We start from the raw sequence: 16,427 nt of genomic DNA, 5'->3' as shown, positions 1-16,427 counted from the left end.
GGGGGTGCAGAAAATGATGACTTTGCAGCCAGCGTTGGCGCGTTTTAAGGAATTGGCAAAGGCGGCGAATCTCATCGCCGTCACGGCGGAGCTCTCCATGGATCTCGATACGCCCGTCTCCGTCTTTTGCAAGCTCGTCGGTGAGGCGGAGGGCTTCATCCTCGAATCCGTCGACACGACGCATCAGCAGTTTGGGCGCTATTCGTTCATCGGCGCCGAGCCGTTCATTCGACTGCAGGTTTTCAAGGATCGCCTGATGATCCGCGAAAACGATTTGATGAAATGCCTCGACGGCACGCCGCAGGAAACGCTCAAAAAATACATGGAAGGCTTCCGACCTGCGGTGGAGGACGAGGAGCTGCCGCTGGCGAACGGCGGTATGGTCGGCTATCTGAACTATGAAATCGCCGCGACCTTCGACCGCGTGCGCACAATGACGCTCGGCGAAGATGAACTTCTCGGGCAGTTCATGGTCTGTCGTCACCTGGTGGTCTTCGACGCCTTGAAAAATACGGCGCGGCTCATCCATCTCGCGCGCGTCACGGAGGAAACGGCGGATGCTGCGTATGAAGAGGCGGCGCGAAAGATGGAAACGATCGCAGAACGGCTGCGTGCGCCCGTCGCGCCTGCCGCCAAAACGGCTGCGAAGCGAGGGGTGCCGCTCGACTTCCTCGCGAAGTATGAAAGCGATTCCGGCGATTTTATTGCTGCCGTCGAAAAGGCGAAGGAGCATATCTTCGCCGGCGACATCTTCCAAGTCGTGCCGTCGCGCCAGTTCCGCGAGAAGATCACGAAGCCGAGCTTCCACTTCTATCGCCGCCTGCGACAGGTCAATCCGTCGCCCTACATGTTCTATCTGAACTTCGGCAGCGTCAAGCTCGTCGGCGCTTCGCCCGAGATGCTCGTGAAGGTGGCGGGCGACAAGATCTTCACCTACCCGATCGCGGGCACGCGCCGGCGTGGCAGGAACGATGAGGAAGACGCGGCGCTCGCTGCCGATCTCAAGGCGGACGGCAAGGAGTGTGCCGAGCACGCGATGCTCGTCGACCTCGCGCGCAACGACATCGGGCGCATCAGCGAGGCGGGCAGCGTGCGCGTGACGAAGTTCAAGGAGATCGAGAAGTTCAGCCATGTGCTCCACATGGTCTCCGAGGTCGTCGGACGGCTCAAGAAGGAATGCCGCCCTCTGGACGTCTTGGCGGCGGCATTTCCCGCAGGCACGGTCAGCGGTGCGCCGAAGCTGCGCGCCATGGAGATCATCCGCGAGCTTGAGCCTGTAAAGCGCAACACGTATGCGGGCACGGTCGGCTATATGGACTTCTACGGCAATATGGACATGTGCATCACCTTGCGCACGATGCGCATTGAAAACGACGAAACCGCCGTGATCCAAGCGGGGGCGGGCATCGTCGCGGATTCCGTGCCCGAAAACGAATATCGGGAGATTCTGCAGAAGGCGCGGGCGCTGTTTGAAGTTGTCGAGGAGGTGGAAAACGATGTTGTTGCTTTTTGACAACTACGATTCATTTACATACAATATCTACCAGCTTCTCGCTTCCCTCGGCGCAGAGGTTGAGGTCGTGCGCAACGATGACGTGACGCCCGAGGACGTGTTGGCGGCGCACTACGAAGCCGTGATCCTCTCGCCGGGGCCGGGGCTGCCGAAGGATGCGGGCAATCTTGAAGCGCTGATCGAAGCGGCGAAGGGCAAGGTGCCGCTCCTCGGCATCTGCCTCGGGCATCAGGCAATCGGCGAAGTCTTCGGCGGCCGCATCGTGCGCGCCAAGGAGATCGTGCATGGCAAGCCTTCCCCCATCCGCCACGATGGGCAGGGCCTTTACGCAGGACTGCCAGAGAAAGCGGCAGTCGGTCGCTATCACTCGCTCATCATCGAGCGCGAATCCCTGCCCGACTGCCTCGCCGTCACCGCCGAACTGGAAGACGGCACGATCATGGGCGTGCGCCACAAGGAGTACGCCATCGAGGGAATCCAGTTCCATCCCGAGTCCATTCTGACGCCCGACGGCGAGAAGATCATGCGGAACTTCCTGCAAGGATTGGCTTGAGGCGGAGGATGGATAAGAAACAGCGATTTATCATATGGGAATCCTCACGGAAACGGCAGGACGGGGCTGCGCTCACTTCATTGTGTGCACAGCCCCGTCCTTGTATGATTACCGAGTGAAAAGCTCGTCCCAGAATGTATAGGCGAGCATGAGGAAGATGAGGAAGAGCAGGAAGACGTCGCTCATGGAGTTCACCCCGTTTGTCGCTACTTAGCAAATTTTTCGTACCGTTTCCGTTCTCTTTATGATACAATGAGAGGAAATGAAGCGCAAGGGGGGATTTCGTGGAGCGGAAAGGTTTTGCGCTTGAGCGCATGGAGCCTTGGGGCAGGGAGACGGCGGCAGCGGCCATGCGCGAGATCGGCTGCACGGAAGCGGGCGTCGCGATCATGCGCGACAAGGCCGTCTTCTGCGTGATCCGCGTGCATGATTTGCCGACGAAGGCGGCGAACGTCGTCAAGCAGACGTTCCTGTCGAAGGGGGCGGACGCCGCCGTATCGTGCCATGCCGTCGACCTCAGCGAGGAGCGCACGGATGTCCTGCTCTTCGCGACGCTCGCGCAGTACCGTGCGGCCGCCGCCGTGCTTCTGCGTCAGCCGTGGGGGCTTGACGTCTTGGCTCGCGACATCCTGGCGCTTTTGGAGATGTAAAACGTGGGAGAAGGAGTGGATTTTCATGGCAAAGATCAGAATGATGAACATGATGTTTTATGGCTTTCAGGGCGTTTATGAATACGAGAAGGAGCAGGGCGCAAAACTCAACGTCGATGTCGAGATGGTGACGCGCGACGACAAGGCCTGCGATACGGATCGGATCGAAGACGGCGCTGTGGACGCAGCGGCGGTCTATCCTCTGATCGAAGATACAGTGGAGGAGACGAAGGTCAACCTCTTGATGACGCTCGCGGCGAAGACGGGCGACCGCATCTTGAAAAAGTTCCCGCAGGTCGTCGAGGTCACGACGCGTGTACGCAAGCATGCCGTGCTCATCCACGGGCCGTTGGATTACGTCGAGGTCGAGGTCACGCGCAAGGCGTAAGGACACCTTCGCGGGATTCACGTGACGCATGAAGGCGCAAAGAGGTGGAGAGGAGTGACTTCATGGAGCGATTCTTCCTCGCGGCTCTTTGCCGTGCTCCGGGCGTGGGAAGCCGTGTGGCGGCCTCTCTCGTGCGCGTTTTTGGGTCGGCGCAGGACGCGTGGCACGCACGCGCCGAGGCGCTTCGTGCAGCGCATCTTTCGCCTGAGCGTGCGGCGGCGCTGTACGATTTCTGCCGCAGGAACGAAGCTCTGCCCGAGAAGATTGCGGCTGCGTGCGAAAAGGGCGGTATCTCGCTCTTCGTCCCGTCAGATGAGGCGTATCCCGCTCGGTTGAAGGAGATCTACAATCCGCCGCAGACGCTCTTTTGCCGCGGCTCGCTCGATTGCCTGAAGCATCCCGCCGTCGCCATGGTCGGCGCACGCCACGCGAGCGCCTATGGCAAGGGGGCGGCGGAGGACATCGCGCTCGGTCTTGCCGAGCGCGGTTTTGTCGTCGTGAGCGGCGCGGCGCGCGGCATCGACACGGCTTCGCACAAGGGCGCTTTGCAGGCGGGCGCGACGGTCGCCGTGCTCGGCTGCGGCGTCGATGTCGCCTATCCGCGCGAGAATGCGCGGCTTCTGACGGAGATTGCCGAGAAGGGCGCGGTCATTTCCGAGTATGCGCCGGGCACGGCGCCGCTCGCGGCCTTTTTCCCCGCGCGGAACCGCATCATCAGCGGCGTTGCGCACGGCACAATCGTCGTCGAGGCGGCGGAGCGGAGCGGCTCTTTGATCACGGCGGAGTTTGCCCTGAGCGAGGGGCGCGACGTCTTTGCCGTGCCCGGCAGCATCTACTCGGTGACGAGCCGTGGCTGCCATCGCCTGATTCAGCAGGGGGCGCGGCTTGTCGTCTCAGCGGCGGACGTTGCCGCTGAGTACGAGGACGGCGCGCCGCGAACGAGCGCACCGCCCCCGCAGGAATTGACTGAGGAGGAAGCGGCGGTCTACGCGCTCCTTTCGCGTGAGGCGGCGCTTTCTCTCGACGAGCTGATCTGCCGCCTGCAGGGCAAGGCCGCAAACGTCGCATTCCTCTTGCTGGGACTGCGCGTCAAGGGGCTTGTCGAGGAGACGCCCGTGCGCACATACATCCGCAGTGCCAAGGGGAAGAGTGTTTGAGTATCTAAGTAGTTGAGGAGGGGCGATCTTGCCGACAGCGCAGAAAAAGACGCCGCAAGAGAAGAATAGGGAAGCCGCAGGGCAAGCGGAGAAAAAAGAAGGGAAGACAGCCGCCGTGGAAAAGCCGGCGGTGAAGAAGTCTGCCGTAAAGAAGGCTTCGGCGAAGAAGACGGCGACTAAGAAATCCGCTGCGAGGGATTCCGCCGCGACGGCATCTGCCGCTGAGAAGAAGCCTGCCGCAAAAAAGTCAGCGCCGAAGAAGACTGCTGCGAAGAAGACCGCGGCGAAAAAGACTGCCGCGAAGAAGGAAACTCCGCAGACCTTGGTCGTTGTCGAGTCGCCGGCGAAGGCGAAGACGATTGAGAAGTATCTCGGCAAGAAATACATGGTGCGAGCGTCCATGGGGCATCTGCGCGATCTTCCGAAGAGCCAGTTCGGCATCGACGTTGAGAACGACTTCGCGCCGAAGTACATCAACATTCGTGGCAAGGGCGATCTCATCAAGGCGCTGAAGAAGGATGCGAAGCGCGCCGCCAAGATTTATCTGGCAAGCGATCCTGACCGCGAAGGCGAGGCGATCGCTTGGCATCTCGCGCACATTCTGGGCATCGACCCGAACGAGAATTGCCGCATCGTCTTCAACGAGATTACGAAGCCCGCCATACAGGCGGCGGTCAAGGAGCCGTACCCGATCAACCTCGACCGCGTGGACGCGCAGCAGGCGCGCCGCATGCTCGACCGCATCGTCGGCTACAAGCTCAGCCCGCTCCTCTGGCGCAAGATCAAGAAGGGGCTTTCCGCCGGCCGCGTGCAGTCGGTGACGGTCAAGCTTATATGCGACCGCGAGAAGGAGATCCAGGCATTCGTGCCCGAGGAATACTGGACGGTCGGCATGAAGCTCAAGAAGGGGCGCGGCGCACAGTTTGCCGCTGAACTTGCGACCGTCGACGGCAAGAAGCTCGCGCTGCACTCGAAAGAAGAAACGTCAGCTCTCGTCAAGGATATGGCGAAACAGAGCTTTTCGGTCAAGGAGGTCAAAAAGCGTGAGCGCAGGCGCAATCCTGTCGCGCCCTTTACGACGAGCAGCATGCAGCAGGACGCATCGAGGAAGCTCGGCTTCACGTCGCGCCGCACGATGATGATCGCCCAGCAGCTCTATGAAGGCGTCGAACTTGGCCGGCGCGGCCCCGTCGGCCTCATCACCTACATGCGCACGGATTCGACGCGCCTTTCCGACCTCGCGCTCGATGAGGTACGCGGCTACGTCGGCACGTCGTTCGGCGCGGATTACTTGCCCGAAAAGCCCAATATCTATGCGGCGGGCAAGAAGGCGCAGGACGCGCACGAGGCGATTCGGCCGACGAGTGTCGAGAACACGCCCGAGCTTATGGAAAAATATTTGTCGCGTGAGCAGCTTCGCCTCTACACCCTGATCTGGCAGCGCTTCGTCGCGAGCCAGATGACGCCCGCCGTCTTCGATACGGTGAGCGTCAGCGTGGCGGCAGGCGAGCGCTACATCGCGCGCGCTTCCGGCTCGACGCTGAAGTTCCCGGGTTTCCTCGCCGTCTATGCCGACAACAAGAAGGAAAAGGACGTGCTCCTGCCCGAACTTGCGGCAGGGGAAGCGCTTTCCCTCGTGGATCTCCTGCCCGAGCAGCACTTCACGGAACCGCCGCCGCGATACAACGAGGCGTCGCTCGTCAAGACGCTTGAGGAAGAGGACATCGGCCGTCCGAGCACCTATGCGCCGATCATCGAGACGATCTTGGCACGCGGTTACGTCGTGCGCCAGGACAAGCATTTCCAGCCGACCGACCTCGGCTTCCTCGTCAACGACATGCTCGAAGAACATTTCAAGGACATCGTCGACGTGCAGTTCACTGCGGGACTGGAAAACGAGCTTGACGAAATCGCCGAGGGAAAGGTGGACAAGAACGACCTTCTGCGCGGCTTTTACGAGCCGTTTGAAAAGACGCTCGAAGAGGCGGACGAGGCGATCGGCGAGGTCGAGATTCCCGAGGAGGTTTCCGACGTCATCTGCGAGAAGTGCGGCAGGAACATGGTCGTCAAGCAGGGACGCTACGGCAAGTTCCTCGCGTGCCCGGGCTTTCCCGATTGCCGCAACACGAAGCCGCTTTTGAAAGATACGGGCGTGCCGTGCCCCAAGTGTGGCGGCAGGATCGTCGAGCGCCGCTCAAGGCGCGGGCAGGCGTTCTACGGCTGCGAAAATTATCCCGCGTGCGACTATGTGACATGGGATCAGCCATTGACGGAAAAGTGCTCGGAATGCGGCGCTTTCATGCTGCGCCATCGCTACAAGAACGGAAGAATCCTGCCTTACTGCAGCAACGAGGAATGCAAGACGCGCATCGATCACCCAATCAACAAGGAGATTGAGAAGAGCCGCGCACGCTTGGAAGCGAAGAAGGCGAAGGAAGCTGCAGCGGCGGAAAAGGCGGCGGAGGCGGAGGCAACAAAGTGAAGAAAGTCATTGTCGTGGGCGCGGGGCTTGCGGGCAGCGAAGCCGCGTGGCAGGCGGCCGAGAGCGGCGCTCAGGTCACGCTCTATGAGATGCGCCCCGCAGCCTCAAGTCCCGCGCACAAGACGGCGGACTTTGCTGAACTCGTCTGCAGCAATTCTCTGCGCGGCGCAGGTCTTGAGAACGCCGTCGGCGTCCTCAAGGAGGAGATGCGCCGCCTCGGCTCTCTCGTCATGGCAGCGGCGGACGCGACTCGCGTGCCGGCGGGCGGTGCGCTCGCCGTCGACCGCGAGGGCTTCTCGCGCTTTATTACCGAGAAGCTCACGGCGCACCCGCGCGTCGAGGTCGTGCGGATGCGCGTCGAGACGATTCCGCGAGAAGAGGACGCCGTGACCATCGTGGCATCCGGCCCTCTGACGGACGGTGCGCTCGCCGCCTGCCTGCGCGAGATGATGGGCGATGCGTCCTTTTACTTTTACGATGCGGCGGCACCCATCGTGACGCTCGAATCCATCGACATGACGAAGGCATACCGCGCTTCGCGCTACGGCAAGGGCGAGCCTGCCTACATCAACTGCCCGATGACAGAAGAGGAGTACCGCGCCTTCTGGCAGGCGTTGACGACGGCGGAAACGGCGGAGCTGCACAGCTTTGAAAAGCCCGTGTTCTTCGAGGGCTGTATGCCCGTCGAGGTCATGGCTTCGCGCGGGGAAAGCACGCTTCTCTTCGGCCCTTTGAAGCCCGTCGGCCTCGAAGACCCGAAGACGGGCGTGCGCCCGCATGCCGTCGTGCAGCTTCGCCAGGACAATGCCGCGGGCACGCTCTACAACATCGTGGGCTTTCAGACGCATTTGAAATGGGGCGAGCAGCGGCGCGTCTTCTGCATGATCCCGGGACTGGAAAATGCCGAGTTCATGCGCTACGGCGTCATGCACCGCAACACATACATCGATTCGCCGCGCCTTCTCGCGCCGACGTATCAGCTCAAGAAGGAGGCGGAGCTTCTCTTCGCCGGACAGATGACGGGCGTCGAGGGCTACGTCGAGTCAGCGGCCTCGGGTCTTGTCGCAGGAATCAATGCCGCGCGGCTCGCAAAGGGGCAGAGGCCGCTCGTGTTTCCGCGCGAGACGTGCCACGGCGCGCTCGCTGCCTACATCACGGAGGCGGATTCGCGTCACTTCCAGCCGATGAACGTCAACTTCGGGCTGCTGCCGCCCTTGGAGGGACGCATCCGCGACAAGAAGCGCAAGAAGGAAATGCTCGCCGAGCGTGCGCTTTGCGCGCTTGAAGATTTTCGCGGCCAGATGGAGTAGGAGGACAAGCTATGGAACAGACATTTCACGCGACGACCATCGTCGCCGTGCGCCAGAAGGGAAAGACGGCGATTGCGGGCGACGGGCAGGTCACGTTCGGACAGAGCGCCATCATGAAATCGACGGCGCGCAAGGTGCGCCGCCTTTACCACGGCAAGGTCGTCGCGGGCTTCGCCGGCTCGGTTGCCGACGCCTTCACGCTCTTCGAGAAGTTTGAGGCGAAACTGGAGGAATTCAACGGCAATCTGATGCGCGCTTCGGTCGAGCTTGCCAAGGAGTGGCGCACGGATCGCGTGCTCCGAAAGCTCGAAGCGCTGCTTCTCGTCGCCGATGCCGAGACTCTCTTGATGATCTCGGGCGGCGGCGAGGTCATCGAGCCGGACGGCGACGTCGCGGCGATCGGCTCGGGCGGCTTCTACGCGCTCGCGGCAGCGCGCGCCCTCGTCAAGCACACGGACATGGAAGCGGCGGAAATCGCCAAGGAAGCCTTGACGCTCGCCGCCGATATATGCGTCTTCACGAATCACAACATCAAGGTAGAGGAGCTGGATTGACTTGCAGGAAAAGGTCGAAATGGAAGAGAGCATGCTGAACGAGCAGACGCCGCGCCAGATCGTCGAGGAGCTTGACCGCTATATCGTCGGGCAGAAGGAAGCGAAGCGAGCCGTCGCCATCGCGCTCAGAAACCGCTGGCGCAGCCGACAGCTTGACGTCGCCATGCAGGACGATGTCATACCGAAAAACATCCTGATGATCGGCTCGACGGGCGTCGGCAAGACCGAGATCGCGCGTCGTCTGGCGAGACTCGTCAAGGCGCCGTTCATCAAGGTCGAGGCGACGAAGTTCACGGAAGTCGGCTATGTGGGGCGCGACGTCGAGTCCATCGTGCGCGACCTCGCCGAGACGGCCGTGCGCATGGTGCGCCAGGAACGCATGGAAAAGGTGCAGGAAAGGGCAGCCGAGCTGGCTGAGGAGCGCATCCTCGACGTATTCGTGCCGCAGCCGAAGAAGTCGCAGAACCCCTTGGGCAAGCTCTTCGGCGGATCTGACGACGAGGAAAAGGAATCGTCGGAGGAGAATAAGGAGCCGAAGTATGCGGCGGGGCGCGAGTGGGTCAGAAAGCGCCTCTCGAAGGGCGAGCTGGAAAAAGAAGTCATCGAGATCGAGATCGAGGACTCGGGAAAGCCAATGGGCAGCATGTTCGCAGGTTCGAGCCTTGAGAGCATGGGCGACAATCTGCAGGACATGATGGCGAACCTCATGCCGAAGAAGCACAAGAAACGCAAGGTCTCCGTGGCGGCGGCACGCAAGCTCTTCTGCCAGGAAGAGGCCGCGAAGCTCGTCGATATGGAGGAGGTCAAGGACGCCGCCATTCGCGCGGCGGAAAAGAGCGGCATCGTCTTCCTCGACGAGATCGACAAGGTCGCCGTCAAGGGGCAGGGCTCAGGTCCCGACGTCTCGCGCGAAGGCGTGCAGCGAGACATCCTGCCGATCGTCGAAGGCTCGACCGTCGTGACGAAGTACGGTCCCGTCAAGACCGACCATATCCTCTTCATCGCGGCGGGCGCATTCCACACGGCGAAGCCGTCCGATCTCATTCCCGAGCTGCAGGGACGCTTCCCGATTCGCGTCGAGCTGAAGTCGCTGCAGAAGGAAGACTTCCAGCGCATCCTGACCGAGCCGCAGAACGCTCTTTTGAAGCAGTACAAGGCGCTTCTCGCGACCGAGGGCATCTCGCTCGACTTCGCGGACGACGCCATCGAGCGCCTCGCGCAGCTCGCCTGCGACGTCAACGCTCAGACCGAGAACATCGGCGCACGCCGCCTGCATACGATTCTGGAAAAGCTCCTCGAAGACCTCTCCTTCGATGCTCCCGAGATGGAAGAAAAGGAAGTCCGCGTCGATGCCGCCTACGTCGACAAGAAGCTCAAGGACATCGCCGTCGACCGCGATTTGAGCCATTTCATTTTGTAAGGTTCTTCGAAAAAAGGTGGGATTTGTATGAATCTGAATCTCAGCAGGAAAGTTTTTGCCGCCGTTTTTACATTTTGCCTTGCGATCTGCACATCGACGGCTTTTGCCGATCTGCCTGAAGCCGATGTAGCTCCCGGCATCTACAGCTACGACGGCGATCCGAATTTCATCGTATGGGACAGCGGCTCTCACGCGAAATCGGTGGCCGATGTGAGTTCGGCATACATCATGAGCGAGGGTGAGGACTACGAAGACTTCGCGTTCCTCTCCTTTACCTGTTGGTGGAGCAGCAGCGATGGTACGATGACGGTAGAGCCGCAGGATACCATCGTGTTCCGGTATAAGAAGGATACGGATGAATACTATATGCCGTCGTCGAAATTTGGCTCTGCCGTAAACAAAAGGGACGCAGGCAAGCTCGAATATCTTCGGGCAGCCGCGCACGAACATAGCGACTGAAAACGATTTTTTAAGAAAGGGAGGCGAACAACATGGAGGTCAATGCGAATCTGGCACAGGACGTATTCAAGGATGCAGGTGAGAGCGTTATCTTTTTGATGCTTTCGCTGAAAAGAGAGGACAAGGAGAAGGAGTGCGAGATCATCGCTGATATGGCGGATCGCATCGGGGCGATCCAGCGCTCGATGAACATCCGCGTTGCGCCGGAGACGGTGAAACTCACGCTGGGTTTCAGCAATCAGGCGTGGGAATATCTCTTTCCCAAGGCGAAGAAACCGAGAGAATTGGAGGATTTCCAGGGCGTCAACGGGGATCAGCACACGGCGCCTGCGACGAAGGCGGATCTTTTCCTTCATGTCCGCGCGGGCGAGGCAGCGACGACGTACCTCGTGGTCGATCAGATCATGGGATTTTTGCGTCCCATTGTCGATGTCGTCGATGAGACGCACGGTTTTCACTATCGTGAGGGCAGAGCGATCGTCGATTTCATCGACGGTACGGAAAATCCCGTCGGCGAGGAGGCGAAGGAGTGGGCGATCATCGGCGAGGAAGATCCAGACTTCATCAACGGATCGTATGCCTTTGCCCAGAAGTATGTGCATGATCTCGACGCTTGGCGCGCCCTGCCGACCGAGGTGCAGGAGAAGTACATCGGCCGCAGGAAGTACAGCGACATCGAGCTGGAGGACGATGAGAAGGATCCGCGTGCGCACAACGTCATCTCGCAGGACAACCGCGATGGTGAGGAGCACAAGATTGTGCGCATGAATGTCGTCTTTGCGAATCCCGGAGAGGGCGTGCGCGGCACGTATTTCATCGGCTACGCGCGTCATTGGGATGTGACGCGCCAGATGCTCACGAACATGTTCACGAAGAATGACCGACTGTTGGAGTATTCGACGGCGCAGAAGGGACAGCTTTTCTTCATCCCGTCGAAGGAGACCCTTGACAAGATTGCTGAGGGCGAGATGTTCTGATTTCGGTCGGAAATGAAAGAAAAGAGCTTGCTGCAGGAAAGAAGGCGGCAAGCTCTTTTTGTTTGGGACGCATAGAGGAAAGACAGCCCGTCGTGCACTAGATTGCGCGGCTGCGAAAGAGCCGCATGGCGAGGGGCAGCGTGAAGGCGGCGATGAGGAGCAGGGGGATGTAGTCGCCGATGAGGTCGGCGGCGACGGCGCCTTCCAGGTAGACGCGCCGCACGGCCTCGACGGCGAAGCGCAGAGGGTCGATGTAGGTGAGGATCTGCAGGATGCGCGGCATGTTGGCGACGGGTGTTGCGATACCTGAGAGAAGGGCGAGCGGCAGCAGGAGGACGAAGAGGTAGACGAGGACTTGCTGCATGCTGCGTGCGACGGCGGAGACGCACAGACCGATGCCCGTCGAGCTGAGGATGAAGAGGAAGAGCGTCAGATAGAGCGTAAGGAAGGAGCCGGCAAACGGAATCTCGAACCAAAAGAGGGAAATGAGCAGGAGAAGCGTGCTCTGCACAAGTCCGATGAGCATGGGCGGAAGCGCCTTGCCGATGAGGATCTCCACGGGGGCGAGCGGCGTGACGAGAAGCTGATCGAAGGTGCCCTGTTCGCGCTCTCGGGCGATGGAGAGTCCAGCGAGCATGATGACCTGCACGAAGGAGATCATGGCGATGATGCTCGGCAGGAAGGTCCAGCGCGTGATCTGGTTCTCGTTGTACCATGTGCGGCTCGTCAGTGTGATGGCGGGCGCGGCATGCAGTCTCTCTGCGTTCCAGCGCGCGATGATGGCTGCTGCATAGCCTGTGGCGAGCGTCGATGTGAGCGCGTTGCGGCCGTCGGTGATGACCTCGACAGGGGTGGTCTCGCCGCGTGCGAGACGAGCTTCAAAGTCTGCGGGGACGATGAGTGCCATGAGAATGGTCTCGGAGTTGATCAAAGGCTCAATCTCGGCAGGGACGGCAAGCGTCGCCGTGCGCGAAAATGCGGGCGAGCCGTCGAAGTGCGCGATCAAGCTCTGCGAGGCTTCGCTTCTCGATGCGTCGACGACGGCGTAGGGTACGGAGTCGAGGTTGTAGTTGGCGACGTAGCCGAAGAGCAGCCCCTGGGTGAAGACGGGCATGATCAGAGCGAGGCGCATGCGCGGATCCTTCAAGATGGCCAGGAGTTCCTTGTGCCCGAGGTAGTAGAGATGTGTGAAGAAGATGCGGATGCGCTGCATGTTCATTCTCCCACCTTCTTTCGTGTCAGATGAAAGGCGGCGCCGACGAAGAGTGCGGCAAAGCCCGCAAGCACGGCTGTGTTTTTGATGATGAGCGGCCAATAATTTCCCGTGAGCAGCAGAGACTTCAACATTTGCAGGAAGTAGGGCATGGGCAGGAAACGGCTGATGATGCGGATGCCGAGCGGTGCTGTATGCAGATCGTAGAGGAAGCCCGACAGCATGATCGTGGGCAGGAAACTTAGAAGAAGTGCCATCTGGCATGCGAGAAATTGATTCTTCGTCATAGCAGAAATCACGAGTCCGAGACCGAGCGTCATGACGAGGTAAAGCATCGTCGTGCCGAGAATCAAGATGAGGGAGCCGCGCATGGGGAGCTCGTAGAGCAGGTGTCCGGTGATCAGGCACAGGATCATGCCTGTCATGGCAACGAGGAAGTAGGGAATCATCTTGGCGAGAATGAGTTCGAGGCGCTGTACAGGCGTGACGAAGAGCGATTCGAACGTGCCGCGCTCCCATTCGCGCGCCATGACGACGGAGGTGAGGAAGACGCCGACGATGGTCAGGACGAGCATCAAGAGGCCTGGAACGAAAAACCATGTGCTCGTGTTGGCGTCGTTGAACCAGACGCGGCTGACGATTTCGGCGCGCCCGACGTTTTGTTTCGCCAAGGCGCTTTCTGCCGCTTTTTTCAGCACGACCGACTCGAAGTAGCCTTGCGCCGAGGCGGCAGTCGTTGCCTCGATGCCGCTCAGAAGCAGCTCGATTCTGGCCGTGCCGCGAGGAAGATTTCGGCTGAAATCCGTGGGGATGATGAGGGCGGCGTCGACTTCGCCGCGCCGCATCATCGCTTCCGCTTCCTGTTTTGAGTGAACGTAAGCAGGGGCGAAATAGTCGCTGCCGTCAAGAAAGCGGACCGCGGCGCGCGCCGTGGGTGAGCTGTCTTCCAGGGCGACGGCGGTACGCACGTTTTTCACGTCGAGCGACAGGCCGTAGCCGATGATGAGGATGAGGGCGAGCGGCAGGACGACGCCAAGCAGGATGCTGCCGCGGTCGCGTTTCATCTGCTGAAATTCCTTGCGCGTGAGGGCGAAGAGCCGCCGAAGAAAAGCACGGAGATTCATATTGTTTCCTCCTCCCGTCGGCGCGCTTCTTCGACGATGCGGATGAAGACATCGTTCATATCGGCAGCGGGCATCTTCATGCGCGCGCGGATCTCGGCGGGGCTGCCGAGGACGAGCATTGTGCCGTGATCTTGGATGAGGATGCGCGTGCAGTATTCGGCTTCCTCCATGAAGTGCGTCGTGATGATGACCGTCGTGCCCCTCTTTGAAAGCGCGTCGATCTTCTGCCAGAAGAGACGGCGCGCACGCGGGTCGATGCCGCTCGTCGGCTCGTCGAGGAAGAGGAGCGGAGGCTCGTGCAGGAGCGCTGCCGCCATGGCGAGCCGCTGTTTGTAGCCGCCGGGAAGATCGCCCGCGCGATCGTTTTTGCGCTCTTTCAGATCGAATTCGGCGAGGACGGCTTCGATGCGTGCGGCAAGAGCCTTGGGATGAAGCCCGTAAATGCCGCCGAAGAAGCGCAGGTTTTCGAGTGCCGTGAGGTTCTGATAGAGGGAGAATTTCTGCGCGACGTAGCCGATCTGTGCGCGAGCCTCCGTGCGTGCGCGCGCGAGGTCGACGCCCGCCACGCGCAGTTTGCCCGATGTCGCGGGCAAGAGTCCGCAAAGCATGCGAAAGGTCGTGGTCTTGCCTGCGCCGTTTGGTCCGAGGAGGCCGAAGACTTCTCCCTTATACACTTGGAACGAGGTGTTGTTGACGGCTGTGAAGTCACCGAATTTTTTTACGAGGTCGCGCACCTCGATGATGGCAGAGCGCTTTTCTCCCGAAGCGGCGTCTTCCAACTGCGCCTGTGCCGCGCTTGTAGGCGATGTGCCGAATATGCTGTGCAGGGGGCGGCGCACTTCGTCGGGCGTCCCGGCGGCGAGGATGCGCCCGCGATCGAGGAGGATGACCTTCTGACAAAGAGCCGCCTCCGACATGTAGGCAGTCGCGCAGAGAACGGAAAGGCAGGCTTCTCTCGCCTGCTCTTGGAGGATTTCCCACAGTTCACGCCTCGACAGGGGGTCGACGCCAGCGGTTGGCTCGTCGAGCAGCAGGAGGTCGGGCGAGCGCACGAGGGTGCAGAGGAGTCCGAGCTTCTGCTTCATGCCGCCCGAAAGATTGCCCGCGAGCCGACCGGTGAACGGAGCGAGCCCCGTCATGTGCAGGAGGCGCGGGAAGCGCGTGTGCCGCTCCTCTTGCGCTATGCCGTGCAGATCGGCGTAGAGCTGCATGTTTTCCTCGACGGTCAGATCTTCGTAGAGACCGAACTTCTGCGGCATGTAACTGAGGCGGCTCTGCACCTTCTGCGGCTCTTTTGCGACATCGTGTCCGAGGACGAGAAGGTTTCCTGCCGTCTTGTCGAGCAGCCCCGCGATGAGCCGCAGCAGTGTCGTCTTGCCCGCGCCGTCCGGGCCGACGAGCGCCGTGAGCTCGCCTGCGGACACCGAGAAGTCAAGGCCTCTGAGCGCTGTGACGGTGCGGGCGTTCTTCGGCGTGAAGGACTTGACGAGTGCCGTGGCCTCCACGGCGGGTGCAGTTTTGCCCCTCATAGGTCTATCCGCGCATTCACGGGCATGCCGAGGCGCAGGCGGTTGTCGGGATCGTCGACCGAGATGCGCACTTCGTAGACGAGAGATGTTCGAAGATCCTCGGTCTCGACCGTCTTGGGCGTGAACTCCGCCGTTGATGCAATGAAGCCGACCGTCCCGGTGAGCGGCTTGTCGGCTTCACTCGTCATCGTGATGAGCGCCTTTTGTCCTTCGTGGATGCGGCTGAGATCAGCTTCCGATACATAGACGCGTACTTGCTTTCGCTCGATGAGGGAGAGCTTGAAGACAGGCATGGCGGGCGAAGCCATGTCGCCGACTTCGAGGAGGCGCGATCGAATGACGCCCGCCGACGGCGCACGAAGCTCGTACTGTGTGAGCAGGTGGGCGAGGCGCTCCTCTTCTGCGCGGAGTGCGGCAAGCGTCGCTTCCGCCTGTTGGATGTCCTCGCCTCGTGCGCCTGTACGCGCTTCTTCGAGCGCAGCTTCGGCGGCTCTCGTCTTCGCTTCGGCAGAATCGGCTGTGGCGCGCGCGTTGTCGAGCTCCTGCAGGCTGATGCCCTCGCTCGTCTCGTAGATTTCCAACATGCGTGCGTAGATGCCCCTGGCGTTGGCGGAAGCGGCCGCTGCGGCGCGCACGTTTTCCTGCGCCTGGAGGATCTCTTCACTGCGCGTGCCGTTTTTCAGTTTCTCCAAGACGGCCTCTTGCGCCTTGGTTTGCGCCTTTGCTTTTTGCAGGTTCAGTGCAAGTTCTGCCGCATCGAGCCGTGCGAGAAGCTGGCCCTCCTCGACAGAATCACCCTCGTCCACGAGGATTTCGGAGATGCGTTCGCTCGGACGGAAGGCGAGCGTGACCTCACGGATGTCGACGTTGCCCGAGAGCCTGAGGTGCGCTGCACGCTCGTGCTGCATGGCGGATTCGTGCGCATGATAGAGGTACGCGCCGCTCCCCGCTGTGAGCAGCATGAGAGAGAAGAGCAGGAGTTTTGTTCGCATCTTCATGGAGAATGGCCTCCTTCGTTTGCAGGATCTATACTTATGCCCTCATCATAGCAGATTGCATAGGAGGCTGCAAATGAATCACATTAAGGAAGCTCGCACA

Annotated in this window: 15 protein-coding genes; 11 read left to right on the top strand and 4 right to left on the bottom strand. The window is 60.7% G+C overall.

Features of this window, described 5'->3' with window-relative positions:
* Positions 1-16: 16 nt before the first annotated feature.
* The 11 genes from trpE to RWS31_RS03225 all read left to right on the top strand — a co-directional run bounded on the left by trpE (position 17) and on the right by RWS31_RS03225 (position 11,463).
* On the top strand, positions 17-1,513 hold the full coding sequence (trpE, locus tag RWS31_RS03275; protein WP_399553734.1) for an anthranilate synthase component I: 1,497 nt from the start codon (positions 17-19) through the stop codon (positions 1,511-1,513).
* Complete coding sequence (locus RWS31_RS03270; RefSeq protein ID WP_294176960.1) at positions 1,497-2,066, top strand: aminodeoxychorismate/anthranilate synthase component II; 570 nt, start codon at positions 1,497-1,499, stop codon at positions 2,064-2,066. Before trpE ends, RWS31_RS03270 begins: the two co-directional genes overlap by 17 nt.
* Before the next feature lie 284 nt (positions 2,067-2,350).
* A complete protein-coding gene (locus tag RWS31_RS03265; RefSeq protein WP_314596065.1) occupies positions 2,351-2,716 on the top strand; it encodes a dihydropteroate synthase in 366 nt (121 codons plus the stop codon).
* 25 nt (positions 2,717-2,741) lie between these two features.
* A complete protein-coding gene (gene folB / locus RWS31_RS03260) occupies positions 2,742-3,104 on the top strand; it encodes a dihydroneopterin aldolase (protein ID WP_314596063.1) in 363 nt (120 codons plus the stop codon).
* Between the two features lie 62 nt (positions 3,105-3,166).
* The gene (gene dprA, locus RWS31_RS03255) at positions 3,167-4,261 is read left to right on the top strand and encodes a DNA-processing protein DprA (protein ID WP_314596060.1); all 1,095 of its coding nucleotides are present in this window, start codon (positions 3,167-3,169) and stop codon (positions 4,259-4,261) included.
* A 28-nt stretch (positions 4,262-4,289) separates the two neighbouring features.
* Positions 4,290-6,743 carry a type I DNA topoisomerase gene (topA, locus tag RWS31_RS03250; RefSeq protein ID WP_314596058.1) on the top strand — a complete coding sequence of 818 codons (2,454 nt, stop codon included), beginning with the start codon at positions 4,290-4,292 and terminating at the stop codon, positions 6,741-6,743.
* Positions 6,740-8,053, top strand: coding sequence for a methylenetetrahydrofolate--tRNA-(uracil(54)-C(5))-methyltransferase (FADH(2)-oxidizing) TrmFO (trmFO, locus tag RWS31_RS03245; protein ID WP_314596057.1), 1,314 nt, complete (start codon positions 6,740-6,742; stop codon positions 8,051-8,053). Before topA ends, trmFO begins: the two co-directional genes overlap by 4 nt.
* 11 nt (positions 8,054-8,064) lie before the next feature.
* Entirely contained in the window at positions 8,065-8,607 is a 543-nt protein-coding gene (hslV, locus tag RWS31_RS03240) for an ATP-dependent protease subunit HslV (RefSeq protein WP_009644931.1), read from the top strand.
* Positions 8,608-8,626: 19 nt separating this feature from the next.
* Positions 8,627-10,027 (top strand): ATP-dependent protease ATPase subunit HslU, encoded by a 1,401-nt coding sequence (hslU, locus tag RWS31_RS03235; protein WP_314596288.1) that lies wholly within the window; start codon positions 8,627-8,629, stop codon positions 10,025-10,027.
* Positions 10,028-10,054: 27 nt separating this feature from the next.
* Positions 10,055-10,486, top strand: a complete 432-nt coding sequence (locus RWS31_RS03230; protein WP_314596054.1) for a hypothetical protein — start codon at positions 10,055-10,057, stop codon at positions 10,484-10,486.
* A 32-nt stretch (positions 10,487-10,518) separates the two neighbouring features.
* Entirely contained in the window at positions 10,519-11,463 is a 945-nt protein-coding gene (locus RWS31_RS03225) for a Dyp-type peroxidase (RefSeq protein WP_314596052.1), read from the top strand.
* A 97-nt stretch (positions 11,464-11,560) separates the two neighbouring features.
* Here RWS31_RS03225 and RWS31_RS03220 read toward each other — a convergent pair whose 3' ends face one another.
* Genes RWS31_RS03220 through RWS31_RS03205 form a run of 4 tightly spaced genes read right to left on the bottom strand, consistent with a single transcriptional unit; the run spans position 11,561 to position 16,327 of the window.
* Positions 11,561-12,682, bottom strand: a complete 1,122-nt coding sequence (locus RWS31_RS03220; protein ID WP_314596051.1) for an ABC transporter permease — start codon at positions 12,680-12,682, stop codon at positions 11,561-11,563.
* Positions 12,679-13,800, bottom strand: a complete 1,122-nt coding sequence (locus RWS31_RS03215; RefSeq protein WP_314596050.1) for an ABC transporter permease — start codon at positions 13,798-13,800, stop codon at positions 12,679-12,681. Before RWS31_RS03215 ends, RWS31_RS03220 begins: the two co-directional genes overlap by 4 nt.
* On the bottom strand, positions 13,797-15,329 hold the full coding sequence (locus tag RWS31_RS03210; RefSeq protein WP_314596047.1) for an ATP-binding cassette domain-containing protein: 1,533 nt from the start codon (positions 15,327-15,329) through the stop codon (positions 13,797-13,799). Before RWS31_RS03210 ends, RWS31_RS03215 begins: the two co-directional genes overlap by 4 nt.
* Positions 15,326-16,327 (bottom strand): HlyD family efflux transporter periplasmic adaptor subunit, encoded by a 1,002-nt coding sequence (locus tag RWS31_RS03205; protein ID WP_314596045.1) that lies wholly within the window; start codon positions 16,325-16,327, stop codon positions 15,326-15,328. The genes RWS31_RS03210 and RWS31_RS03205 overlap by 4 nt, the downstream gene beginning before the upstream one ends.
* Positions 16,328-16,427: the final 100 nt, after the last annotated feature.

The sequence above is a fragment of the uncultured Selenomonas sp. genome, from assembly GCF_963528755.1.
GTDB lineage: Bacteria > Bacillota > Negativicutes > Selenomonadales > Selenomonadaceae > Selenomonas.
This window is presented reverse-complemented; position numbering and strand designations above follow the sequence as displayed.

Bases quoted from the DNA above. Each gene is read 5' to 3' on its own strand.
- trpE (WP_399553734.1), top strand. From the start codon at position 17: ATGACTTTGCAGCCAGCGTTGGCGCGTTTTAAGGAATTGGCAAAGGCG.
- RWS31_RS03270 (WP_294176960.1), top strand. From the start codon at position 1,497: ATGTTGTTGCTTTTTGACAACTACGATTCATTTACATACAATATCTAC.
- folB (WP_314596063.1), top strand. From the start codon at position 2,742: ATGGCAAAGATCAGAATGATGAACATGATGTTTTATGGCTTTCAGGGC.
- dprA (WP_314596060.1), top strand. From the start codon at position 3,167: ATGGAGCGATTCTTCCTCGCGGCTCTTTGCCGTGCTCCGGGCGTGGGA.
- hslV (WP_009644931.1), top strand. From the start codon at position 8,065: ATGGAACAGACATTTCACGCGACGACCATCGTCGCCGTGCGCCAGAAG.
- hslU (WP_314596288.1), top strand. From the start codon at position 8,627: ATGGAAGAGAGCATGCTGAACGAGCAGACGCCGCGCCAGATCGTCGAG.
- RWS31_RS03230 (WP_314596054.1), top strand. From the start codon at position 10,055: ATGAATCTGAATCTCAGCAGGAAAGTTTTTGCCGCCGTTTTTACATTT.
- RWS31_RS03225 (WP_314596052.1), top strand. From the start codon at position 10,519: ATGGAGGTCAATGCGAATCTGGCACAGGACGTATTCAAGGATGCAGGT.
- RWS31_RS03220 (WP_314596051.1), bottom strand. From the start codon at position 12,682: ATGAACATGCAGCGCATCCGCATCTTCTTCACACATCTCTACTACCTC.
- RWS31_RS03215 (WP_314596050.1), bottom strand. From the start codon at position 13,800: ATGAATCTCCGTGCTTTTCTTCGGCGGCTCTTCGCCCTCACGCGCAAG.
- RWS31_RS03210 (WP_314596047.1), bottom strand. From the start codon at position 15,329: ATGAGGGGCAAAACTGCACCCGCCGTGGAGGCCACGGCACTCGTCAAG.
- RWS31_RS03205 (WP_314596045.1), bottom strand. From the start codon at position 16,327: ATGAAGATGCGAACAAAACTCCTGCTCTTCTCTCTCATGCTGCTCACA.